Source organism: Actinomycetota bacterium (assembly GCA_030684515.1).
Taxonomy (GTDB): Bacteria; Actinomycetota; Actinomycetes; order S36-B12; family S36-B12; genus UBA11398.
The window spans coordinates 420,629-442,659 of sequence record JAUXVJ010000024.1; the positions used below are offsets into that span (position 1 = coordinate 420,629).

The 22,031-nt window shown below is 61.2% G+C and carries 22 protein-coding genes and 1 riboswitch; of the genes, 15 read left to right on the forward strand and 7 right to left on the reverse strand.

Going from position 1 to position 22,031, the window contains the following annotated elements; genetic code table 11:
- Positions 1-104: 104 nt before the first annotated feature.
- The gene (locus Q8M73_10890; protein MDP2289055.1) at positions 105-1,229 is read left to right on the forward strand and encodes an aminotransferase class V-fold PLP-dependent enzyme; all 1,125 of its coding nucleotides are present in this window, start codon (positions 105-107) and stop codon (positions 1,227-1,229) included.
- 2 nt (positions 1,230-1,231) lie between these two features.
- Positions 1,232-1,495 carry a sulfurtransferase TusA family protein gene (locus Q8M73_10895; GenBank protein MDP2289056.1) on the forward strand — a complete coding sequence of 88 codons (264 nt, stop codon included), beginning with the start codon at positions 1,232-1,234 and terminating at the stop codon, positions 1,493-1,495.
- On the opposite strand, the gene aat is transcribed toward Q8M73_10895, so the two are convergent.
- The 4 genes from aat to Q8M73_10915 are packed head-to-tail and all read right to left on the reverse strand — an operon-like array spanning position 1,465 to position 4,212.
- Positions 1,465-2,085: a leucyl/phenylalanyl-tRNA--protein transferase gene (gene aat / locus Q8M73_10900; GenBank protein ID MDP2289057.1), complete on the reverse strand. Its 621-nt coding sequence runs from the start codon at positions 2,083-2,085 to the stop codon at positions 1,465-1,467. The genes Q8M73_10895 and aat overlap by 31 nt on opposite strands.
- 47 nt (positions 2,086-2,132) lie before the next feature.
- A complete protein-coding gene (locus Q8M73_10905; GenBank protein ID MDP2289058.1) occupies positions 2,133-3,119 on the reverse strand; it encodes a carbohydrate kinase family protein in 987 nt (328 codons plus the stop codon).
- 11 nt (positions 3,120-3,130) lie between these two features.
- Positions 3,131-3,817, reverse strand: a complete 687-nt coding sequence (locus Q8M73_10910; GenBank protein ID MDP2289059.1) for a hypothetical protein — start codon at positions 3,815-3,817, stop codon at positions 3,131-3,133.
- A 32-nt stretch (positions 3,818-3,849) separates the two neighbouring features.
- On the reverse strand, positions 3,850-4,212 hold the full coding sequence (locus Q8M73_10915; protein MDP2289060.1) for an iron-sulfur cluster assembly accessory protein: 363 nt from the start codon (positions 4,210-4,212) through the stop codon (positions 3,850-3,852).
- A gap of 104 nt (positions 4,213-4,316) precedes the next feature.
- Between Q8M73_10915 and nadA the strand changes: the two genes are divergently transcribed.
- Together nadA and Q8M73_10925 are read left to right on the forward strand one after the other, a co-directional pair.
- Positions 4,317-5,507 carry a quinolinate synthase NadA gene (gene nadA, locus Q8M73_10920; protein ID MDP2289061.1) on the forward strand — a complete coding sequence of 397 codons (1,191 nt, stop codon included), beginning with the start codon at positions 4,317-4,319 and terminating at the stop codon, positions 5,505-5,507.
- Positions 5,508-5,526: 19 nt separating this feature from the next.
- Positions 5,527-6,117: a DUF3043 domain-containing protein gene (locus tag Q8M73_10925; GenBank protein MDP2289062.1), complete on the forward strand. Its 591-nt coding sequence runs from the start codon at positions 5,527-5,529 to the stop codon at positions 6,115-6,117.
- A gap of 3 nt (positions 6,118-6,120) precedes the next feature.
- Here the strand turns inward: Q8M73_10925 and Q8M73_10930 are convergent, their stop codons facing one another.
- Positions 6,121-6,333: a hypothetical protein gene (locus Q8M73_10930; protein ID MDP2289063.1), complete on the reverse strand. Its 213-nt coding sequence runs from the start codon at positions 6,331-6,333 to the stop codon at positions 6,121-6,123.
- 17 nt (positions 6,334-6,350) lie between these two features.
- Positions 6,351-7,352 carry an aldo/keto reductase family protein gene (locus tag Q8M73_10935; GenBank protein ID MDP2289064.1) on the reverse strand — a complete coding sequence of 334 codons (1,002 nt, stop codon included), beginning with the start codon at positions 7,350-7,352 and terminating at the stop codon, positions 6,351-6,353.
- 26 nt (positions 7,353-7,378) lie between these two features.
- A riboswitch (adenosylcobalamin (AdoCbl) riboswitch) is annotated at positions 7,379-7,520 on the forward strand.
- Positions 7,521-7,583: 63 nt separating this feature from the next.
- On the opposite strand from Q8M73_10935, the gene Q8M73_10940 reads away from it, so the two are divergent.
- Genes Q8M73_10940 through Q8M73_10975 form a run of 8 tightly spaced genes read left to right on the forward strand, consistent with a single transcriptional unit; the run spans position 7,584 to position 16,130 of the window.
- Positions 7,584-8,630, forward strand: a complete 1,047-nt coding sequence (locus Q8M73_10940; GenBank protein MDP2289065.1) for a prenyltransferase/squalene oxidase repeat-containing protein — start codon at positions 7,584-7,586, stop codon at positions 8,628-8,630.
- Positions 8,631-8,641: 11 nt separating this feature from the next.
- A complete protein-coding gene (locus tag Q8M73_10945; protein ID MDP2289066.1) occupies positions 8,642-9,322 on the forward strand; it encodes an SCO2322 family protein in 681 nt (226 codons plus the stop codon).
- Positions 9,319-10,461, forward strand: coding sequence for an energy-coupling factor transporter transmembrane component T (locus tag Q8M73_10950; GenBank protein ID MDP2289067.1), 1,143 nt, complete (start codon positions 9,319-9,321; stop codon positions 10,459-10,461). Before Q8M73_10945 ends, Q8M73_10950 begins: the two co-directional genes overlap by 4 nt.
- The gene (locus tag Q8M73_10955) at positions 10,458-12,116 is read left to right on the forward strand and encodes an ATP-binding cassette domain-containing protein (GenBank protein ID MDP2289068.1); all 1,659 of its coding nucleotides are present in this window, start codon (positions 10,458-10,460) and stop codon (positions 12,114-12,116) included. The genes Q8M73_10950 and Q8M73_10955 overlap by 4 nt, the downstream gene beginning before the upstream one ends.
- Positions 12,113-12,913 (forward strand): ECF transporter S component, encoded by an 801-nt coding sequence (locus Q8M73_10960; protein ID MDP2289069.1) that lies wholly within the window; start codon positions 12,113-12,115, stop codon positions 12,911-12,913. The genes Q8M73_10955 and Q8M73_10960 overlap by 4 nt, the downstream gene beginning before the upstream one ends.
- Positions 12,910-14,322 (forward strand): bifunctional adenosylcobinamide kinase/adenosylcobinamide-phosphate guanylyltransferase, encoded by a 1,413-nt coding sequence (locus tag Q8M73_10965; GenBank protein ID MDP2289070.1) that lies wholly within the window; start codon positions 12,910-12,912, stop codon positions 14,320-14,322. The genes Q8M73_10960 and Q8M73_10965 overlap by 4 nt, the downstream gene beginning before the upstream one ends.
- Positions 14,315-15,379: a nicotinate-nucleotide--dimethylbenzimidazole phosphoribosyltransferase gene (gene cobT / locus Q8M73_10970; GenBank protein ID MDP2289071.1), complete on the forward strand. Its 1,065-nt coding sequence runs from the start codon at positions 14,315-14,317 to the stop codon at positions 15,377-15,379. Before Q8M73_10965 ends, cobT begins: the two co-directional genes overlap by 8 nt.
- The gene (locus Q8M73_10975) at positions 15,372-16,130 is read left to right on the forward strand and encodes an adenosylcobinamide-GDP ribazoletransferase (protein ID MDP2289072.1); all 759 of its coding nucleotides are present in this window, start codon (positions 15,372-15,374) and stop codon (positions 16,128-16,130) included. The genes cobT and Q8M73_10975 overlap by 8 nt, the downstream gene beginning before the upstream one ends.
- A gap of 12 nt (positions 16,131-16,142) precedes the next feature.
- Here Q8M73_10975 and gcvT read toward each other — a convergent pair whose 3' ends face one another.
- Positions 16,143-17,252, reverse strand: a complete 1,110-nt coding sequence (gcvT, locus tag Q8M73_10980; GenBank protein ID MDP2289073.1) for a glycine cleavage system aminomethyltransferase GcvT — start codon at positions 17,250-17,252, stop codon at positions 16,143-16,145.
- A 73-nt stretch (positions 17,253-17,325) separates the two neighbouring features.
- Here gcvT and Q8M73_10985 point away from each other — a divergent pair, with 73 nt between their 5' ends.
- From Q8M73_10985 to sucB, 3 genes are read left to right on the forward strand one after another with little or no spacing between them, the layout of a single operon-like run.
- Positions 17,326-18,807: a leucyl aminopeptidase gene (locus Q8M73_10985; GenBank protein ID MDP2289074.1), complete on the forward strand. Its 1,482-nt coding sequence runs from the start codon at positions 17,326-17,328 to the stop codon at positions 18,805-18,807.
- Positions 18,808-18,866: 59 nt separating this feature from the next.
- Positions 18,867-20,234 carry a dihydrolipoyl dehydrogenase gene (gene lpdA / locus Q8M73_10990; GenBank protein MDP2289075.1) on the forward strand — a complete coding sequence of 456 codons (1,368 nt, stop codon included), beginning with the start codon at positions 18,867-18,869 and terminating at the stop codon, positions 20,232-20,234.
- A gap of 49 nt (positions 20,235-20,283) precedes the next feature.
- The gene (gene sucB, locus Q8M73_10995; protein MDP2289076.1) at positions 20,284-22,029 is read left to right on the forward strand and encodes a 2-oxoglutarate dehydrogenase, E2 component, dihydrolipoamide succinyltransferase; all 1,746 of its coding nucleotides are present in this window, start codon (positions 20,284-20,286) and stop codon (positions 22,027-22,029) included.
- Positions 22,030-22,031: the final 2 nt, after the last annotated feature.

Genomic DNA, 22,031 nt, shown 5'->3' on the forward strand with positions numbered 1-22,031 from the left:
AACGTTGTGAGACTAGCGCACAGCCCATTGCCAGTTCTCGTCGGATGGGTGTGATGCGGCGCTCAATTTCTACAGATTCTGCCAGGCCAAGTAGCGTGCTGACCATGTCCAGTCTGCCCTTGGCTCCGACCGGGTTCCTGGATGCCGTGGGCGGCCTGCCCATGGCTGCTGCTGTGGCCCAGGCCTACGCACGAGCCAGCGAGTTGGCGTGGGCTGATCCGCTGCGCCTGCACCACCTAGGTCGCCAGTCGGCCTTGTTTCTGAGCACGGCCAGAGCCAGCATCGCCACCGCAGTTGCCGATGCCACCGGCGCCACGATCAGCGCTGAGCAGATCTTCTTTGCCCCGAATATGCGCATGGCCTCGCATTGGGCGGCGGCGGGATGTATGGGCACGCAGAGATGTGCTGCGACAGCCATCGAAAACCTCGCATTGGTCGATGGACTCACCGACCACGATCCAGACCTGGCAATCCTTCCTGTCGACAGGCATGGATTTCTTGTCCAAGCCGGTCTCGCCGATCTTGGCCCCGCCCCATCGGTGCTCGTCGCGGTTCAGGCCGCCAATGGTGAGATCGGCACCCGGCAGGATCTCAGTCGCGCGGCAGCTCATGGCTACCGCTTGATCGTGGATGCCAGCCACAGCCTTGGCCGGATAGATCTTGGCCGTGACTGGTCAATTCTCCTGCTCTCGGTTACGGACTTGGGTGGCCCAGCGGGTCTGGTGATCATGGCGGTGCAGCCGCAAGCGCGGTGGACATCTCCTTTGCCCAGCAGCGGCGGCTGGATCGGGGGCCGAGCCGACGTGCCGGCCGTCGTTGCTGCCGCAACCGCCCTTGAGCTGACACTGCCAGTGGCAAAGGCTCAGGCAGCGAGTCAATTCGCACTCATCGAGCGCCTGCGGACGTCCATTGAGCGCGCCATCTCAGACGTGACCTTCGCCGGCGACCAGGTCCAGCGACTCCCGCATATCTTGAATTGCTCGATCCTGTACCTCAGTGGCGAGGCTCTGGTCCTGGAACTTGATCGCCGAGGCTTTGCCGTGGCCAGCGGCTCGGCTTGCGTTGCCGACAGCGACCGCGCCAGTCATGTGCTCGCGGCGATCGGCGGATTCACCGGCGGAAATCTGCGCATCTCCCTGCCCTTTGACTGCAGTGCGGAAACGGTCGACTCCTTTGTCGATGCCCTTGCAGAGGTCGTTGCGGAGCTACGTCAGGGGGCTGGGCTGTGAAGGTGAGCCTGTGGATCGATGAGCGCGGGCGGCGCTGCCCAATCCCGGTGATCTCTCTTGCTCGCGCCCAGACAATGTGGTTGCAGGACGGATTCAGTGAACAGGAAGTCGTCGGGGTTCTTGCAGACGATCCGGCCGCCCAATACGACATCCCGGCGTGGTGTCGGCTCAAGGGCGCCGAGTACCAAGGCACCGTCCCTCCCCCAGACGGTGGAGCGGGCACCGGCTACATCGTTCAATTCAGCACTTCCAGGCAAGAGGACTGACGCCCAGCCGCACGCAGCCGAGTCAAGTACTCCTCGCGACTGATCTCCGTCACACCCATACTGGCCAGATGATCTGTGCGCCACTGCACGTCGAGCAATCGATCGCCTCCACTCATCTGCAGCCGCCTGACAAGTGCAACCATCGCAACCTTGGACGCGTCGCGTTGCCGATGAAACATCGATTCTCCAGCGAACAAGCCACCTACTTCGATTCCATACAGACCACCTACCAGCGAGCCTTCTCGCCAGACTTCAACTGAGTGGGCCCACCCCATCGAGTGCAGTTGGGTATAGGCGTGAATGAAGTCCTCCGTGATCCAGGAGTCCTCGCGATCCTCATCACACGCTCGCATCACATCCTCGAAGGCCGTATCAAAGGTCACGTCGAAATGCGCCATGGATTTTCGCAATGATCGACTGACCCGCAGATTTTCAAAGGCCAGGATCCCGCGCGGATTCGGTGACCACCAGGCAAGTTCACCGCTGGCAAGGTGCATCGGAAAGACTCCTCGACGATATGCGGCCAGCAAAGTTGCTGGTTGCAGATCGGCGCCGATCGCGATGACTTCCTGATCGGCTTGGGCCAACACTGGATCAGGAAATCGCCATGCGGATGGCCCCGGATCGATCGGCACAGTTAGGGCTGAGGACAGACCACATGCGGGGCGATGTCGGCGGCGGCCTCGTCACCGAAATTTCGAGCCAGGCGGTTCAGGAACGCTGCCCGGGAGAGCACGTATTCCTGGGTGCCGACGGACTCGATGACGTAGGCCGCAAGCAATGAACCAATCTGGGCGGCGCGCTCGTCAGTGAGTCCCCACGCCATACCGGTCAGGAAGCCAGAGCGGAAGGCATCGCCAACACCCGTCGGATCGGTGCGGCTGTCCTCTTGGGCGATGTCAACGAGCACTGGCTCCTGGCCCCGTCGCTCAATGCGCGAGCCGTTCTTGCCAAGAGTGGTGATGCGGGTCTCCACCATCGAAGCGATGTCCCGTGAAGTCCAGCCGGTCTTCTGCTCGATCAGCGAGCCTTCGTACTCGTTGGTGAACAAATACTTGGCGCCCTCGATCAGCGGCTTGATCGCTGGGCCATCCATCCGGGCAAGTTGCTGACTGGGATCCGCCGCGAATGGATAACCGCGCTGACGACATTCCTGAGTGTGACGCAGCATCGCTTCGGGGTCGTTCGCGCTGACCATCACAACATCTGGCTCTCCGGCCGTGTCCACAACTGGCTTGAGCTCGATGTTGCGGGCTTCGGACATTGCCCCGGCGTAGAAGGAAGCGATCTGATTCTGTTCTTCATCAGTAGTACAGATGAATCGCGCGGTGTGACGAGTCTCGGAGATGTGCACGCCGACGGTATCGACTCCGTGACGCTGCAACCACGACTCATAGTCGGCGAAATCGGCGCCGGCCGCACCCACGAGCACAGGCTTCAAACCCAGACAACCCATGCCGAACGCAATGTTCGGTGCAACGCCGCCCCGACGGATCTCCAGATCATCGACAAGGAAGGACAGGGACACATTGTGCAGATTCTCAGCGACCAGAGAGTCCGTGAACTTTCCGGGAAAGGTCATCAGATGGTCGGTCGCGATGGATCCGGTTACAAAGATTGGCACGGGACGTGACCTTACTGGGGCGCCCATTTGGAACTGAGGGTCATGGACAACTGTTGAAGATCGTTCTTCTGCGCAGCAGTGACGCGGGCACGACCATCGACGTAGACCTCGGTTTGTATAACGGCGTCACCAGCCTGCGAGTAGACCGTGAAGGTCACAGTCTTGCCGGCGAGCAGCGGATCTCTGCTGGTGAAGGTGGTGCTGTCTTGAACCCAGAAGTTCTGATACTGCCCGCCGGGGCTGCTGCCATTGGCGTAGGTGTCCACAACTGATGGGTCTTCATCTGCCGGGCCTGCCACAGTGCCTGCGCATTTGGTGACCTCTTGTGCGAGTTGCGCGTACGCCGCAGTCGCTTCTTGGGCACTTGGATACACGTAGACCCGCTCGAAGACAGTGGTGAATACGTTCTTCTGCTTGGGCTTCATCTGGCTCTGCGCGAAGTACTGCGGAGTGGAGGCCGCGATGGAGGCCAGCGGATCGCCCTTGCTGTCGGTGCACAAGGTGATCGTCTTGGTGAAATCCTTCGGCTTCTTGCTGAACTCAAAGCCCTGCGCCTGGCCGAAGGAGGCAGGTATGTCTGCAGTGGCAAGCACACGTGCCTTCGGCGGAACTGCATTGGCGGGCAGGGCGAACATGACAGATGCGGCCAAGATCATCGAAGTGCACCCGAGGGTGGCAGCTCGTGCTCGTGGCCGCATCTGCGAAAACTAGTCGATTGCGCCGAGGAGATTTAGTTGAACGAGTCTCCACACGCGCAGGAACCCGAAGCATTGGGGTTGTCGATCGTGAAGCCCTGCTTCTCGATGGTGTCAACGAAGTCGATCGTCGCGCCATTGAGGTAGGGAGCGCTCATGCGATCAGTCACCACGCCAACTCCAGCGAAGTCCTTGGTCACGTCGCCGTCGAGATTGCGATCATCGAAGAACAGCTGGTAACGAAGTCCTGAGCAGCCACCGGGCTGGACCGCGACGCGCAGGGCAAGATCATCGCGACCTTCTGCTTCAAGAAGGGCCTTGACCTTGGAGGCTGCAGTGCTGGTGAGCACAATGCCGTCAATCGTGGGCACCGTCTCAATTGTGACGTCAGCTGACATTGCGGTCCTTCCGTAGGTGGTTGCCTGAAGAGTCTACGACAGTCTTAACGCCAATTCTTCACGTCCCATTCCCGAATTGACGGATGAATGTGGACAATAGACAGATGACTGACCTGGCGCTTGAGCCCAAGCCCACTCCTTTAGCCCTGCTCTTGCTTGGCCGCAATGCCGATCCGGATAGTGAAAAGGGAGTCGAATGCCCTGGTTCGCTGCCTCCTGCTTCAGATCCAGATCTGGTCGCTCGAGCTGCCGCCGCCAAGGCGCGCTTGGGCGATCGCGTGTTCATCCTTGGGCATCACTACCAGCGCAATGAGGTCATCGAGTTTGCCGATGTCACGGGCGACTCATTCAAACTGGCACAACAGGCCGCCGCGCACCCGGAGGCCGAGTACATCGTGTTCTGTGGCGTGCACTTCATGGCTGAAAGCGCCGATATCCTGACTTCGGACAGCCAACAGGTGGTGCTGCCCGACATGGCTGCTGGGTGCTCGATGGCCGATATGGCCGAGATCTCACAGGTTGAAGAGTGCTGGCGCGCTTTGCAGGAGGCCGGGGTCGCCGATGTCACCGTCCCCATCACCTACATGAACTCCACTGCGGCAATCAAGGCCTTCACTGGCCGCCATGGCGGTTCGGTCTGCACCTCCAGCAATGCCAAGGCCAGTCTGGAGTGGGCATTCGGGCAAGGGGAGAAAGTGCTCTTCCTCCCCGATCAGCATCTCGGAAGAAATACCGCAGTGCTCGATCTCGGATTCAGCCTTGACGATTGTGTCATCTACAACCCGCGACTGCCCAGTGGCGGACTCACTGTCGAACAACTTCGCGACGCCAAGATGATCCTGTGGCGTGGACACTGCTCCGTGCACGCGCGATTCACCGTGAAGTCCATTCAGGAAGTACGCGATCAAGTGCCCGGCGTTCAAGTCATCGTGCACCCTGAATGCACGCATGAAGTTGTGGCGGCGGCCGATGCAGTCGGTTCAACCGAGGTCATCATCTCGACCATCGCCAATGCAGAACCTGGCACGGCGTGGGCAATTGGTACCGAGCTCAACCTTGTCAAGAGGCTTGCGCAGGATCATCCGGACAAGCAGATCGTCTTCCTTGATCAGGCCGTGTGCTTCTGCGCCACGATGAATCGCATCGATCTGCCCCATCTGGTGTGGGCTCTTGAGTCACTGGCCGACGGCAATCTGGTGAACCAGATCACTGTTGACCCGGACACCGCTCACTGGGCCCGAGTTGCGCTGGACCGGATGCTCGCCCTGCCCGGGCCAACACGTCGAGCTGACTGAGCGGCTACGCTGAAGCATCATGTTTGGAAGGCCATCAAAGTCGAGCGAGCCCTCGACACCAGTCGTTGATCAATCCGCCACCGCCACCGGCAAGGGCAAGGCCACGCCGAGCCGACGTGAAGCCGAGGCCGCACGCAAGCAACGCGCGAAAATCCCGGCCAAGGCCAACGCCAAAGAAGGCAGGAAAGCTGCCAAAGAGCGAGCTCGAGCTGAACGAGAGCGCTCACGCCGCGGCATGATGGCCGGCGAAGAGCGCTTCATGCCCGCACGTGATCAGGGTCCAGCACGCGCCTTTGCACGCGACTTTGTTGATTCGCGTTTCACAATGGCCGAGTACTTCATCGTGATCGCCGTTGGTGTCCTGGTACTCGGATTCATTCCGATTCAGCCGCTGCAATTCTGGGTCACAGTGGTCTTCTTCGCATTTGCCGCGCTGCTCGTGATCGACACGATCATCATGGTCTTCATGCTGAATCGGCTTGCACAGGAGAAGTTCCCGCAAGCCAAGGATCGCAAGGGTCTATCGCTCTACGCGATTCTGCGAGTCATGCAGTTGCGTCGCCTGCGCCTTCCCCCACCGCGCGTCAAGCGCGGCGGAATGCCTCGCTAGCGCCTAGTCCCCAGCCGGGAGCAGGCTCATCGGCCCGTAGATGACACTTGCTCCGTTGATCAGGCTCACAGCTTCTACCCCCTCGTCAACGAGGTCGTGCCAGTTCTCCCCGATCCAGCTTTCAGCATCGCCCTGTGTGGGAAATGCGGCGTCGTTGGCGAGCACTGACTCCACTGCCGAGCCGTCTGCAGCCAGTGTCTGCCAAGTCCAGTCCATGTCGATTCCTTCTCTTTCTACGGCCGCGTGCTGGGCGAAACCGTGAGCGCTGGGTCAGTGCTGACGAGATCACCGAGCACTGCATCAATAGCGGTGAGCACCTCGGCAGTGAGAATAACTTCGGATGCCTTGGCATTCTCCACAACCTGCTCCGGCCGCGAAGCGCCCACGATGGCGGAAGAGATATTCGGTTGGGCCAGCACCCAGGCAACGGCAAGTTGGGCGGGAGTGATGGACAGATCCCGAGCAATGGGAATGAGCCCTTGCACAGCAGTGAGCACGTCTTCCCGCATCCAGCGCGAGATCATGTTCGAACCGCCGCTTTCATCTGTGGCCCGCGACTGCGCCGGCGGCGGTTGGCCCGGCAGGTACTTTCCGCTCAGCACGCCTTGCGCAATTGGCGAGAACACAATCTGCCCGAGGCCAAGCTCCTGACTCGTGGGAACAACCTCTGCCTCGATAACCCGCCAGAGCATGTTGTACTGCGGCTGGTTGGAGATCAGACGATCAAAACCCATGTCGTCGGCTATCTGCACGGCCGCGCGAATCTCATCGGCGGACCATTCAGAAACTCCGACGTACAGCACCTTTCCCTGACGAACAAGATCGTCGAATGCGCGCAAGGTCTCTTCCAGCGGCGTCTCGTTGTCAAAGCGATGCGCCTGGTAGAGATCGACGTACTCCATGTTCAAGCGACGCAGGGACCCGTTGATCGCTTCGGTGATGTGCTTGCGACTCAATCCCCGATCATTTGGCCCGCGCCCTGTTGGCCAGAACACCTTGGTGAAGACTTCAAGCCGCTCGCGCCGCTGTCCCTTCAAGGCCTCACCCAGCACGGTCTCTGCGCGCGTGCCTGCATACACGTCAGCCGTATCGAAAGATGAAATGCCAACGTCCAAGGCAGCGTGCACAGTGGAGTGGGCCGTGCTGTCATCTACCTGGGAGCCATGGGTAATCCAATTGCCAAGCGTGATTTCGCTGATCTTCAAGCCACTTCGACCGAGGTAACGATGCTTCATCCCAACACCCTAGGATGCGCAGCACAACTTCATCCACGTACCTGAAATTCAGGGGAAGACCGGTGAGAGTCCGGCGCTGTCCCGCAACCGTGTGCCTCCTAGAGGCGAGTCGGAGCACCTGACAAGTACGAGCGGCTCCATCCGTCGAGGTAACGGAACAGAGCTCCAAGTCGATGGATGCCATCGGTATTGCGGGCCCCTGTTTACGACCCGCTCACCGAAAGAGAACACATGTCACGTCTTGGGCGCTCCATCATCGGCATCACTGGAATCAGTCTGGCCGCGGCCAGCTTGATCGGCCCAGCGATAGCCGCCACGCCAAACGCAGGTCTGTTCGGTGCAGCAGACCCCACGTATGACGGCGTGTACCGGCAGTCACTGTCGATCATCGCCCTGCAGCCCTTGAAGAAGGTTCCTGCAGCGGCCACCGCATGGCTGAAGTCTCAGCAGTGTGCCGACGGCTCGTTCATGTCCTACCGCTCATCGCTCACCACGCCTTGCCCGGCCGCGGATCCGTCCAAGTTCAGCGGCCCTGACTCCAACTCGACCGCGCTGGCTGCGACTGCGCTTCGCGCAGTTCAGGACAACGCATCTGCCGACAAGGCGATCAACGCACTTGTCGCCAAGCAGAATGCTGATGGTGGATGGGGCTACACCCTGGGTGGAACGTCAGATGTGAACTCCACTGGCCTGGTTCTCACCGCTCTGCACGGCGCAGCAACACTTCCAGTGAATGCTGCGTCGATGAACAAGGCTCAGGCCTATCTGAAGAAGGCTCAGGTGCCATGCACCGGGACGGGAACCTTCGGATTGCCGTACCAGCCTGGCGGCAAGGCCGATTACCTCGCCTCTGCTCAAGGCCTGATCGGCATCGTCGGCAGTTTGCCAGTGGCCAAGCCTGCCAAGTACGCGCCAGTCAAGGGCACCAACTGCAACTCGGATTCAGCCGCTCGAGTCTCTGCATTCCTGGCGAACTCCTTGGTCAGCACCAAGGGCGCCTTGCCTTCAACCATGGATCCGACTCAGCCTGACTACAACACAAGTGCCACTGCAGTTGTTGCTCTTGCCTCATCGGCCAAGGGCCAGGCCGGTGTTCTTGCCGGCCTTGCCGAACTGCAGCAGCACGTCACGGCATTCACTTTGTTCGGGCCGAAGTTCAAGGTAGCTGCAGCGGCCGCTTTGATTCAGGTTGCTGAAGCCACCGGCACCAACCCACGATCCTTCGGAAGTGAGAAGACCAATCTGGTCGCCAACCTTCTGAACTCCATCACCAAGTAATCCCGATCCATATGACGCACACCCGCCTACGAGCCGGAGCGGCACTGGCCTCTGTGCTCGTCGGCGTGTTGCTTTCGACCGCGTTGGCAAGCAGTGCCCAGGCCGCGGCCTATCGGTACTGGACCTACTGGCATGTCACCGACGGCGTCTGGCAGTTTGCTCAGGCAGGTCCAGCCGGCACTGCACCTGCCGACGGCTCGGTGGAGGGTTGGCGCTTCGCGGTGTCGACCACCAGTGGTGACCAGACCAACGCCCCCAACATTGATTCCGCAGGCGCTTTTGAAGAGATCTGCGCCACCACTGCTCCACGTGATGACAAGAAGCGCGTGGCGCTGGTCATTGATGCCGGGCTTGCCCAACATGCACCCTCGGGAAACTCCCCTGGACCGCTGCGGACCTACTGCACGGTCATGCCACCAGAGGCCAATGGCTACGACGTCCTGCGCAGCGTGGGTCTGGTTCGCGTTGAAGGCGGATTGATCTGCGCAATCGACAGATATCCGACCACTGGCTGCGCAGATGTGGTGGACGAGACTCGCGTCACGGCAGCGCCGAGCGCCGATGCGATGAGCCCCGGTCCTGCGGCTCCAGCGGACTCTCCTGAGCAATCAAATGCCTTGCCCGTCATCATTGGCATAGGTGCACTCGCATTCTTGGGAGCCCTGGCCTGGCGGCTGAGGAGACGTAGATGAAGGCAGCCCTGCAACTTGGCGCGCGCGGATCAGCACGCTGGTTGCATCCGGGCGCCTGGTGGGTCTGGGCGCTGGGGCTCGCCACTGCTGCCAGCCGAACACTCAACCCACTGCTTCTCGTGCTGATCATCGCTGTCGCAGGAACTGTCGTCAGCGCTCGAAAGCCGGACGCGCCGTGGGCGCGGTCCTTCATGTTCTTCGCAAAACTCGGCATTGCCATCATCGTCGTGCGGCTGATCGTGCAACTGGTCTTCGGAGCTGCCATTGGCACGACCACGCTGTTCGAGCTCCCTGGCATTGATCTGCCCGATTGGATGGCCGGGGTACGGCTCGGCGGCCCGGTCACTTTGGAAAGCATGTTGCTGGCGTTCTACGACGGCTTGCGACTGGCCACGATCATCATGTGTGTCGGTGCAGCAAACTCTCTGGCTTCTCCAAGTCGTCTGCTGAAGTCAGTCCCGTCAGCCCTGTACGAAGTCGGCGTGAGCGTGGTTGTTGCGCTGACATTCACTCCGCAACTGATTGCCGATGTCACACGCGTGCAATCTGCTCGGCATCTTCGCGGTCGCGCAACGCGCGGACCCAAGGCCATTGCCGGCGCCGCAATGCCAGTGCTTGAAGGTGCGCTCGAACGATCAGTCACCCTCGCCGCCGCAATGGATTCGCGCGGCTATGGGCGCCGTAGCGACATGAGCCCGCATCAGAGGCGAGTGAACGCGAGTCTGCTGACCTTCGGGCTCGTCGCAGCCTGCATCGGCACCTACGGTCTGGTCTCGGCCGGCACGCCGTGGTTCCTCAGCGCGCCGATGCTCCTTGCAGGGCTTGGATCCAGCCTGTTGGCGATCAGCTGGTCAGCGCGCAATGCCGTGCGTTCGCGCTATCGACCCGATCCTTGGTGGGCCCCCGAATGGGCTGTGGCGGGCGCAGGAATCGCAGTTGCCGCCTGCTTCATCAGTTCCGCGTGGTGGTTCCCGGCCGGCTTCGTCACCGAAGTCGATCCACCCAGCTGGCCTGCGCTGCCACTAGCAGCGATCGTCGGATTGCTGATCGCCCTCACTCCCGCGATCACCGCACCAGAAATTCCGCAGCTTTATGCCGGCCGCGCGCATCACCAGGAGCTTGTCGAGGCCGCCGCATGATCCATTTCGATCACGTCACCATCACCTACCCCGGAGCATCCCGACCGGTGTTGGAAGACGTCAACCTGGAACTGCTTGAAGGTGAGCTCGTGCTGGTAGTGGGTCGAACCGGCAGTGGCAAGAGCACTTTGCTGCAAGCCATCAATGGCCTCGTCCCCCACTTCACAGGTGGCACATTGACGGGCGAGGTGCGCATCGACGGACGAAGCACCAGCACGCACCCACCTCGTGAACTCGCCGACCTCGTGGGGGTGGTGCCTCAGGATCCCGCCAGTGGTTTCGTGGCTGACACCGTCGAGGAGGAACTTGCCTTCGGTATGGAATGCCTTGGGCTGCGCGCAGACATCATGAGACGTCGCGTTGAAGAAACCCTTGACCTGCTTGGACTTGCAGAACTGCGCAATCGACCATTGCTCACCTTGTCCGCCGGACAGCAACAACGGGTGGCCATCGGCGCAGTGCTTGCAGCCCACCCCAAGGTGCTGGTGCTCGATGAACCCACTTCAGCACTTGATCCTGGAGCGGCGGAAGAGATTCTCGCGGCACTCCAGAGACTTGTGCATGACCTGGGCATGACCGTGGTGATGGCCGAGCACCGACTCGAGCGAGTTGTGCAATACGCCGATCGCATCATCGTTGTGCCAGGCGATGCTCAGGCGATAGTGATCGGGACACCACAGGAGGTCATGCGGGAGGCACCTATCGCCCCGCCAGTAGTCGAACTTGGCAGGATCGCCGGCTGGATGCCTCTTCCGCTGTCGGTGCGCGATGCACGTCGAGCTGCTGGTCCACTGCGAGCGCTGCTCGTTGGTCAGGTCCCGCCGCTGAGAGCCGTTGCGAGCCACAACGTCGATGACACGCTCGTTGAGGCCAAGGACCTCACCGTTCGCTACGGCAGCCATACAGCTCTTCGCAATCTTTCGCTCTCCGTACACCGTGGCGAGGTCGTTGCATTGATGGGCAGAAATGGTGCCGGCAAGTCGACATTGCTCAATGCCATGGTCGGACTGCGCACAGGCACTTCTGGAAGCATCACCACCAACGGCAAGAACGCCAGCACGCTCAAGGGATCTGAACTGCTGAAATCCGTCGGGCTCGTGCCCCAGGTTCCCGGTGATCTGCTTGAAGCCACCACCGTTGCCGATGAATGCAAGGCGGCAGATCGCGACGCACAAGTTGACCCGGGCACAGCACGAGCATTGCTCGCGCTACTTGCTCCCGAGATTCTTGACAGCACGCATCCGCGTGATCTGTCTGAAGGTCAACGACTGCTGTTGGCTCTTGCCGTGGTGCTTGCCGCACGTCCGCCCCTCTTGCTGCTCGATGAGCCAACACGCGGACTGGACTACCCAACCAAGATCCGGCTGGCCACCGTCCTTCGCGATCTGGCCGGTGCCGGCCACGCGATCATGCTCGCCACTCACGATGTTGAGCTGGCTGCCGAAGTCGCTACTCGCGTGGTGGTCATCGCCGATGGCGAGATCGTTGCCGATGGCACGACATCGGACGTTGTTGTGTCATCGCCCATGTTTGCGCCACAAGTAGCCAAGGTTCTCGCACCGCACCCGTGGCTCACTGTCTCTGACGTCGTCGCGACTATTGGCCCGTTGATCCTGCGCACCCACGCACCCATCAGCGGTGGAGCGGTCGGATGACACCGGCAGTACGCATCGGCAAACGATCGCTGCTGGCAATCCTTGCCACCTCGATGGTCGGCATCATCGCCTTCACCTGGCCGCTCTTCGCGGCTCAGGATTCACAGGCTGTGGCGCACGCTAATGACGCGCCTTGGCTATTCGCGCTCGTCGTCCCATTGCTGCTGGCAGTCGTACTCGCACAGTTCACCGATGGCGGAATGGATGCCAAGGCCGTGGCATTGCTCGGAGTCCTCGCGGCGGTGGTGGCGGCCATGCGCCCCCTTGGAGGTGGTACTGCGGGCTTGGAGCCGATCTGGGTCATCCTCGTCTTGGGCGGTCGGGCCTTGGGCCCAGGATTTGGTTTCAGTCTGGGCGCCGTCTCATTGTTTGCATCGGCCTTGATGACTGGCGGAGTCGGCCCGTGGCTGCCGTTCCAGATGCTTGCAGCCGCCTGGGTCGGCCTGGGCGCCGGACTGCTGCCGCGCGCCAGCGGCAAGAGGGAGCTGGTGATGCTGGCGGGCTATGGAGCTGTCGCGTCATTCGCCTACGGGCTGTTGCTCAACCTGTGGTTCTGGCCGTTCACAGCCGGTTTGCCGGCCGCTATCGCATTTGAGGCAGGTGCGCCGTTGAGTCAGAACCTGGCAGCCTGGATCCACTTCACCATCGTCACCAGCCTTGGCTATGACATTCCGCGCGCAGTTCTCACCGTTGTCCTCATCATGCTGGCCGGCACCACGATCTTGACGGCTCTTCGACGAGCGGCGCGCAGGGCGAACTTCGGCGCAGTGCCGACATTCGAAACGGCATCCACGTGAGAGTGCAACTGCTCGGCACCGGATCAGCTGACGGGTGGCCGAATCCATTCTGCGATTGCGATTCATGCGCGAGTCAGCGCGCCACAGGCAAGGCGCGTGCTGCGAGCTGCGCACTCATTGATGATGAACTTCTGATCGACTGGGGTCCCACCTTGGCCAATTCCGCCAGCCGCTTGGGACTGTCCCTCAACAAGGTCCACCACATTCTTTTCACCCATGGCCATCCCGATCATCTGGCGCCAGAGTTCCTGTTGTGGCGTTCCTGGATCAAGGATCTGAAGACTCTGCATATCTACGGGCCGCCACATGCCATCTCGCGTTTCGAGCACTGGATGGATCCGCAGGCTCCCGTTGTCTTCCATGTAGTGGAAGCAGACGACGAGTTCACCGCTCGAACCGCCAGCGGCACAGTCATTGTGCGCGTGCTCGCTGCATCGCATGGTCATGGCAGCGGAGATGTGTTCGCCGACGAAGCCGTGCTGTATGACCTCACGGCCGCAGATGGCGACCGACTGCTCTATGCCACCGACACAGGACCGTTGAGCCAGCGCACGGTAGCGGCTGTCCGTGACCGTGATTTCAATCTCGTGCTCATAGAGGAAACCTTTGGTCGACACAGCACCCATGGCACCGGACACCTTGATCTGTCGACACTTCCGCGCACCCTTGATGATCTACGCACAGCCGGCGCCATTACCGACAACACAGATGTCATCGCCTTCCACCTGAGTCATCACAACCCACCCCTTGCTGAACTCACGCAAGAACTCGCCGCCTTTGGCGCGCGAGCAGTCGACGACGGATCGATCATCAACACTCGGCGAGTCAACCGGAACTGCATACTCGTCATCGGCGGTGCACGCTCAGGCAAATCAACATTTGCAGAGTCGCTTGCAATGACGCGGGATGCGGTTACCTACCTCGCAACAGGCGGCAGCCGACCCGAGGACGCTGAATGGGCGGAACGCGTGGCTGCCCATCAAGCTCGACGTCCAGCCTCGTGGAAGACCGTGGAATCCGCTGACGTCACAGGTGCTATCCGAGCGCACGATCACGGAACCTTGCTCATCGACTGCATCAGCCTGTGGCTCACCCACGTACTCGATGCCGCAGGTGCTTGGGACAGTGATCCGGCGGACAATCAGCAATTGCTGGCTGGAGTGCACGACACCATCGAGGAGTTGGTCGAGGCCGTGCGCAACTGCGCTCACGATTTGATCATCGTCAGCAACGAAGTCGGGCAGGGAGTGGTGCCGCCGACGTACGCCGGACGCTTGTTTCGCGACCTCATGGGCATCACCAATGCCAAGCTTGCTGAGGTGAGCTCGCAGGTGCAGTTCCTGGTCGCCGGAAGATCGCTGCCACTTGCATCCATTGCCTCACTGCTGACAAAGGACAGTCATGAATGATTTGCCTGGAGTCTCCTTGCCCGATGAGCAGATGCGCACGGCAGCGATGGCTCGCCAACTTCGACTCACCAAGCCAGCTGGAGCCCTTGGACGATTGGAAGAGCTGAGCGGGTGGGCCAGTGCCGTGCAGGGGAAGTGCCCGCCGAGCAGATTCCAGCAGGCCACCGTCGTGATCTTCGCCGGTGATCACGGAATCGCCACCACCGCGCGCACTTCGGCATATCCCTCAGAAGTAACTGCTCAGATGGTGCGCAACTTCGTCGCGGGCGGCGCAGCAGTCAACGTCCTGGCTCGCCAGGCAGATGCCCGCGTCCGCGTTGTTGACGTGAGCGTCGATGCCGAGCCTGGCTATCTCGAGGCGATCGCGCCTGAGGTCGCCAGCAATCGCATCCGTCGCAGTAGCGGATCCATCGATCGTGAGGATGCGCTCACTCTCGTCGAGGCACAGGCTGCCTTCGATCTGGGTCGACGTATTGCTGATGAGGAAATTGACAGCGGCGCAGACCTGCTGATCCCTGGTGACATGGGAATCGGCAACACCACTCCCGCGTCCACTCTGACTGGCCTGTTGGCCAATCTCGATGCCTCCAAAGTCACGGGCGTGGGCACTGGCATTGACGATCAGACCTGGATGCGCAAGTGCGCGGCCGTGCGGGATGCCATGCATCGCGGTCGACCGGAGCTCGGCAATCCCATTGCACTGCTGGCCGCAGTGGGCGGGGCCGATTTCGCGGCGATGACAGGATTCCTCGTGCAGGCGGCGATTCGCAAAACCCCCGTCATCCTTGACGGCACGATCTCGGGTGCATGCGCGCTCGTCGCTGATCGAATCGACTTTCGAGCAAAACACTGGTGGTTAGCCGGACATCGCTCCTCTGAGCCAGCGCATACCGCAGCCCTGGATCATCTGGGCCTTGAACCGGTGATCGACTACGCATTGCGTCTCGGTGAAGGCACCGGCGCTTTGCTGGCCTTGCCAGTCGTGCAAGCCGCGATTTGCTTGCTTGCCGAGATGGCGACCTTCGATGAGGCCGGGGTCAGCGAGCAGGATGCCTGACGCGCTTCGATTGGCCATCGGCACGCTGACTCGACTGCCCGTGCCTGCACCAAGGACCCTGACACGCAGCACCACAACCTGGGCGATGAGCCTTGCGCCCCTGATTGGCGCAGCACTGGCACTTGTCTGCGGACTGCCCTTGCTCATCGAGGCGCGGCAATTCACCACACTTGTTCTTGCCGCCATTTCGATCGCGCTGCTCGCCTTCGCAACGCGGGCGCTGCACCTCGACGGGCTTGCCGACACTGCCGATGCGCTCGGCAGTGCCAAGCCAGCACAGCAGGCTCTTGAGATCGCGCGCAAGTCCGACATCGGACCATTCGGCGTCATCGCCCTGGTGCTGAATCTGCTGCTGCAGACCTTCGCACTGGCGGCGTGCCTCTATGCGGGTGATGGCCTACCGGCCCTGGTGCTCGCGGCGGTGCTTGGGCGCATCGCGCTGACGTGGGCGTGCACTCAGCTATGGCCGGCGGCACGAGCTGATGGCCTTGGGGCCAGCGTCGCTGGCAGCGTTCCGCTGGCTGTGCCCATCCTTTGGGCAGTCGTGATAGCTATTGGCGGATACGTACTGCTCGGAGCAGCTGGAGTATTGGCAACTCTGCTTGCACTGCTCGCAGGCCAACTCGTGCTCATGATCACCAAGAGACGACTTGGCGGAGTCACGGGTGATGTCCTTGGTGCAGTCATCGAGTGCGCAACGAGCACGGCACTGATCACTTTGGCGCTACTGCTGCAGTACTCGAGTTTCTAGAACTGGCCTCATCTATCGCGTTGACGGCTCAACAAACGGAGGCTTGGTGACGTGGAATCGAATCGGCTTTCCACGCACATTGACCAGCACGTCGTACCCAGGCTCGACATCGGCATCAAGCAGCGCCAGCGCAATGCCACATTTCAAACTCGGCGAATAGGTTCCGCTGGTGATGTCACCGATCACCGGTGCGGTCAGTTCAACATCGGCCAGCCCGTGCACGTGCATATGAGCGCGCGGGATTCCCCGTTCGACTGACTTCAGCCCACGCAATTTGCGGCGGGGCCCTTCTGCTCGTTGTTTGACGAGCGCATCGCGGCCGGCGAACTCGGGCTTGTCCCAGCCCACTGCCCACGCGAGACCTGCTTCAACTGGCGAGATGTCCTGGGCGATGTCCTGTCCGTGCAGTGGATAGCCCATCTCCAAACGCAAGGTATCGCGCGCACCTAGGCCGGCAGGAACCGCGCCGAGCGCCTGCCCCCGTTCAAGCAGCACATCCCAAACCGATCCCAGAATGATGTTGGGCACGACAAGCTCAAATCCGAGTTCACCGGTGTATCCACTGCGGCAGACGATGACCGGTTCACCGCGATGGCTCGCATTGATCATTGCCATGTAGTCCAACTCAGCCGGCAGCCCGATCGCTTCAATCAGCGCGCGGCTGTTGGGGCCTTGAACGGCGATGATGCCGTGAGTGTCGTGATGATTCTCAATCGTGACGCCTGCTGGTGCGCTCTCCACTAGCAATTGGACGATCACACTCGCATTGGACGCATTGGGAACCATGAAGATCTCGTTATCTGCCCAGCGATACACGATGAGGTCATCGACCACGCCGCCATATTCATTGCACAGCATCGTGTACTGGGCGCTGCCATCGCCGATGCGATCCAAGTCATTGGTCAGAATTGAATTGAGAAAGGCCAATGCGCCTTCGCCATGGATGCGGACTTTGCCCATGTGCGACACATCGAAGATGCCGACTGCTGAGCGCACAGCATCATGCTCAACCAGCACTCCGGCGTATTCGATAGGCATATCCCAGCCGCCGAAGTCGGCGGTCTTGGCGCCCAACTGCAGGTGTCGACTATGGAGCGGAGTCTCGCGCAATCCTGAGTTCACGGCACGAAGGTACCTGTTCGGCGAACTTCAGAACGCACTGCTTGACATCGCGTGATCGGGCTAGGGTTCCGTCATGACTTTGACTCTTGCCGCCACCGCCCCGAGTTCAACTGCCTGCGATGCCCTGGTCATTGCGATTGTGCCCGCCAAAGGCAAGGCGATCGCGCTGGCAGCTCACGGCTTGACCGCTGCTCAAGCCAATCGCATCATGGAATCCGCGAATGCTGTCGGCGCCTCAAGCAAATCGGGAGAACTGACCGTTCTCCCAGCGCCATCTGGATTTGCGGCGAAGAAGATCGCGGTGCTTGGGCTGGGCGACTTTGCCAAGACCGGCGATCTGGAAACCCTGCGCACTGCAGTCGGTGCCGCAGTGCGGTCACTTTCAGGCAGCAAGAAGATCGCCATCGTTGCTTCGCCCGACGCGGAACATGTGCTGGCAACTGCGCTGGCCGCGCAACTGGGCAGTTACTCCTTCACCGACTTCAAGGGCAAGGCCAAGCCAAGAACCTCAGCATCGAACATCGTCCTGCTGGTCCCAAAGGAAGCGATCAGCGAGGGTAGAGCAGCGCTCGCCGATGCCGCTGTTCTTGCCACCTCGGTCAACTTGAGCCGTGATCTGGTCAACACTCCCCCCAATGCGCTGACACCCGTTGACTTGGCGGCTGCAGCGAAGAACGCAGTTGCCGGCCTACCAGTCAAGGTCACCATCTGGGACGAGAAGGCGCTCAAGCGCGATGGTTGCGGCGGTATTTTGGCCGTCGGCCAGGGTTCAGTGAATCCACCCCGTCTGGTGAAGATGGTGTACGCCCCTGCCGGGGCCAAGGCCAGCTTGGCCATCGTTGGCAAGGGCATCACCTTCGACACCGGCGGCATCTCCATCAAGCCGGCGGCGGGCATGGATGAGATGAAAGGCGACATGGGCGGGGCGGCCGCCGTTATTGGCGCAATGCAGGCCATCGCCAAGCTCGGGATCATTATCAATGTCACCGGCTGGGTGCCAACTGCTGAGAACATGCCCGGTGGCAATGCGCAGCGTCCTGGCGATGTGATCACCATGTTCGATGGCACGACAGTAGAAGTACTGAACACCGACGCTGAGGGTCGACTGGTGCTGGCTGATGCGCTGGGCATGGCCGTGCTGGAAAAGCCGGATCTCATCATCGACGTCGCCACCTTGACCGGCGCCCAGCGCATTGCACTGGGATCTCGCACGGCAGGAGTGATGGCCAATGACGATGACTCGCGGACCTTGGTGTGCACCGCGGCCGGCGAAGCAGGCGAAGCTGCCTGGCCGATGCCCTTGCCGGAGTACCTGCGCGCCTCAATCGACTCCCCCACAGCCGATATTGCCAATATCGGCGACCGGCTCGGAGGCATGCTCTCAGCTGGCATCTTCCTCAAGGAATTCATCCCAGCCGAGCAGCTCTGGGTGCATATCGACATCGCCGGGCCCTCATTCAACGACAAGGGCCCCTATGGCTACACGCCCAAGGGCGGCACGGGCTCTACGGTGCGCACCTTCGTTCAGGTGGCCAAGACGCTTGCGGCAGGATAGGCAGTAGAAGACATCGGCCGGGCACACGCTCGGCTCAAAGTTCGCTGGCGGGAGTTTTGGTGGCAGACGCTGACCTGGTCATCCTCGGTGGAGGCAGTGGTGGCTATGCCGCGGCCCTTCGTGCATCCGAACTGGGCAAGAGCGTCATCCTGATAGATCAGGACAAGCTCGGCGGCACCTGTTTGCATCGGGGTTGCATCCCAACCAAGGCACTGCTGCATGCGGCGGAGGTCGCTGATTCAGCACGCGAGAGCGAGCAGTTCGGCGTCAACGCAACCCTTCATGGCATCGACATGAAGAAGGTCAATGACTATCGCGACGGCGTCGTTGCGCGTCTGTACAAGGGCCTGCAGGGCCTTGTGAAGAGCCGCAATGTCACCTTCGTCGAAGGCACCGGCCGCCTCGTGGGTCCCAAGACTGTTGAGGTCAATGGACAGCAGTACACCGGCGAACACCTCATTCTTGCCACTGGCTCCTATGCCCGTTCCCTTCCTGGTCTGGACATCGGTGGCCGAATCCTGACTTCAGACCAAGCGCTCGCTTTGGACTACATCCCTGAGCGCGTCATCGTGCTCGGCGGCGGTGTCATTGGCGTGGAGTTCGCAAGTGTCTGGAAGTCCTTCGGTGCTGAAGTGACCATCATTGAAGGCCTGCCTCACCTGGTCCCCAATGAAGACGAAGCAGTGTCCAAGCAACTCGAGCGGGCCTTCCGCAAGCGCGGTATCAATTTCTCCTTGGGCGTGCGCTTCGCCTCAGCAACCCAAGACGATTCAGGCGTGCACGTGGCTCTTGAAGATGGCAAGACCTTCGACGCTGACCTGTTGCTGGTCGCCGTGGGTCGGGGGCCAAACGCCTCGGGTATGGGCTTTGAGGAGCAGGGCGTGGCTATGGAGCGCGGTTGGGTCCTGGTCGATGAGCGCCTGCATACCAATCTGCCTGGAGTGTTCGCCGTTGGCGACATCACACCTGGTCTGCAACTTGCTCACCGCGGTTTCCAGCACGGCATCTTCGTTGCCGAGGAAATCGCGGGACTGCATCCGATGGTGATCGCTGACGTCAACATCCCCAAGGTCACCTACTGCGAGCCCGAAGTGGCCAGCGTCGGCATGACTGAGGCCCAAGCACGTGCAGAGCACGGCGACAACATCGCGACCTACGAATACAACCTCGGCGGCAATGGCAAGAGCCAGATCCTTGGCACTGCCGGGTTCATCAAGTTGGTACAGGTCAAAGAAGGTCCTGTCGTGGGTATTCACATGGTCGGCTCGCGCATGGGAGAGCAGATCGGTGAAGCACAGTTGATCGTGAACTGGGAAGCGCATCCAGAAGATGTTGCTGTGCTGATTCACGCGCACCCCACGCAGAACGAGGCTATGGGCGAGGCACACCTTGCGCTGGCTGGAAAACCGCTCCACGCACACGCCTGACACACAACCAGATCCGCGATCCGGATCTTCGAAGGGGAGTCGAGTTCACATGTCGGTCTCAGTCACGATGCCACAGCTCGGAGAGAGCGTCACCGAAGGAACCGTCACTCGATGGTTGAAGCAGGTCGGTGACACCATCACTGCTGACGAGCCCCTGCTCGAGATCTCCACGGACAAGGTCGATACCGAGATTCCGGCACCCGCCTCTGGCGTGCTGCTGGCGATCAGCGCCGCCGAGGACGAGACCGTGCTGGTTGGTGCCGAGCTTGGTGTCATCGGAGCAGCCGACGAAGCCGGCGCTAGCGCCCCTGCTCCAGTAGCAGCGGCCCCTCTCGCTGCGTCCGAGCCCACACCCGCACCCGTTGAGCCAGTTGTCGCCGCACCGGCGCCGGTGGCGCCTGCCGCCGCCGCGCCGCCAGCGCCAGCTGCAGGCGGGGCCATTGTTGACGTACTGCTCCCCCTGCTTGGCGAGAGTGTCACCGAAGGAACCGTCACCCGTTGGCTGAAGCAGGTCGGCGACACAGTCGCCGCTGACGAGCCCCTCGTGGAGATCTCGACCGACAAGGTGGACACCGAACTGCCGTCGCCAGCCGCTGGCGTCCTGGTCGCCATCCTGGTTCTCGAAGACGCCACGGCCGATGTGGGCGCTGTGCTTGGCCAGATCGGCGCTGCCGGCGCTGTTCCCGCGCCAGCAGTTGCACCCGCTCCTGCCGCACCTGCTCCTACTGCCCCCGTGATCACTGCAGCCCCAGTTGTGGCCGCACCACCTGCACCACCTGCAGCCCCGCCAGTTGTCCCCGCTGCTCCTGTGGCAGCGCCAGTGCCGGCTCCCGCCGCAGTTCCAGCCGCCGCAGTTTCCGATAGTGAGTCGTACGTGACCCCATTGGTGCGCCGACTTGCAACGCAAAATGGCGTCGATCTTTCCGCAGTTGTCGGAACAGGTATTGGCGGGCGCATCCGTAAGCAGGATGTGCTTGCAGCAGCCGAAACCAAGCAAGCTCGCGCCACGACTGCGGCTGCTGCAGCCCCGGTGGCTGTAGCTAGTTCCACCTCAGCTGCAAGCCCATCGCCATTGCGTGGACAGACCGTGAAGATCTCTCGCCTGCGCCGCGTCATCGCCGAGCGCATGGTGGAGTCATTGCAAGTTTCCGCTCAACTCACCACAGTCCTGGAAGTTGATGTCACGGCCATCGCAAAGCTGCGTGGCCGCATCAAGGACGAGTTCGAAGGCCGCGAAGGCGTCAAACTCACCTACCTGCCGTTCATCGCCAAGGCGTCTGTTGAGGCTCTCAAGCAGTTCCCGATGGTCAATGCCTCCATCGACATGAATGAGGGCACGATCACCTACCACGATTCAGAGAACCTCGGCATTGCCGTTGACACTGATCGCGGCCTGCTCGTCCCGGTTATCCGCAATGCCGGGGACCTCAACATCGCCGGGCTTTCGCGCAGCATTGCCGACCTTGCCGATCGCACCCGCCAGAGCAAGGTTGCACCCGACGAGCTCAGCGGTGGCACGTTCACGATCACCAATACCGGCAGTCGCGGGGCCTTGTTCGACACCCCGATCATCAATCAGCCGCAGGTTGCCATCTTGGGCACCGGAGCGATCATCAAGCGCCCGGTCGTTGTGCCCGACACCACTGGGCAGGAAGTCATTGCGATCCGCTCGATGATGTATCTGTCTTTGTCCTACGACCATCGACTGGTCGATGGAGCTGACGCCGCTCGATTCCTCGTGGCAGTGAAGGCCCGTCTGGAAGAAGCCTCGTTTGAGGCTGAACTCGGACTCTGACG

Excerpts from the sequence above, each read along its gene's own strand:
- Q8M73_10985 (MDP2289074.1), top strand. The coding sequence starts at position 17,326 with ATGACTTTGACTCTTGCCGCCACCGCCCCGAGTTCAACTGCCTGCGAT.
- Q8M73_10945 (MDP2289066.1), top strand. The coding sequence starts at position 8,642 with ATGACGCACACCCGCCTACGAGCCGGAGCGGCACTGGCCTCTGTGCTC.
- Q8M73_10955 (MDP2289068.1), top strand. The coding sequence starts at position 10,458 with ATGATCCATTTCGATCACGTCACCATCACCTACCCCGGAGCATCCCGA.
- Q8M73_10890 (MDP2289055.1), top strand. The coding sequence starts at position 105 with ATGTCCAGTCTGCCCTTGGCTCCGACCGGGTTCCTGGATGCCGTGGGC.
- Q8M73_10940 (MDP2289065.1), top strand. The coding sequence starts at position 7,584 with ATGTCACGTCTTGGGCGCTCCATCATCGGCATCACTGGAATCAGTCTG.
- Q8M73_10935 (MDP2289064.1), bottom strand. The coding sequence starts at position 7,352 with ATGAAGCATCGTTACCTCGGTCGAAGTGGCTTGAAGATCAGCGAAATC.
- Q8M73_10925 (MDP2289062.1), top strand. The coding sequence starts at position 5,527 with ATGTTTGGAAGGCCATCAAAGTCGAGCGAGCCCTCGACACCAGTCGTT.
- Q8M73_10930 (MDP2289063.1), bottom strand. The coding sequence starts at position 6,333 with ATGGACTGGACTTGGCAGACACTGGCTGCAGACGGCTCGGCAGTGGAG.
- Q8M73_10975 (MDP2289072.1), top strand. The coding sequence starts at position 15,372 with ATGCCTGACGCGCTTCGATTGGCCATCGGCACGCTGACTCGACTGCCC.
- Q8M73_10960 (MDP2289069.1), top strand. The coding sequence starts at position 12,113 with ATGACACCGGCAGTACGCATCGGCAAACGATCGCTGCTGGCAATCCTT.
- sucB (MDP2289076.1), top strand. The coding sequence starts at position 20,284 with ATGTCGGTCTCAGTCACGATGCCACAGCTCGGAGAGAGCGTCACCGAA.
- Q8M73_10950 (MDP2289067.1), top strand. The coding sequence starts at position 9,319 with ATGAAGGCAGCCCTGCAACTTGGCGCGCGCGGATCAGCACGCTGGTTG.
- Q8M73_10915 (MDP2289060.1), bottom strand. The coding sequence starts at position 4,212 with ATGTCAGCTGACGTCACAATTGAGACGGTGCCCACGATTGACGGCATT.
- cobT (MDP2289071.1), top strand. The coding sequence starts at position 14,315 with ATGAATGATTTGCCTGGAGTCTCCTTGCCCGATGAGCAGATGCGCACG.
- Q8M73_10910 (MDP2289059.1), bottom strand. The coding sequence starts at position 3,817 with ATGCGGCCACGAGCACGAGCTGCCACCCTCGGGTGCACTTCGATGATC.
- nadA (MDP2289061.1), top strand. The coding sequence starts at position 4,317 with ATGACTGACCTGGCGCTTGAGCCCAAGCCCACTCCTTTAGCCCTGCTC.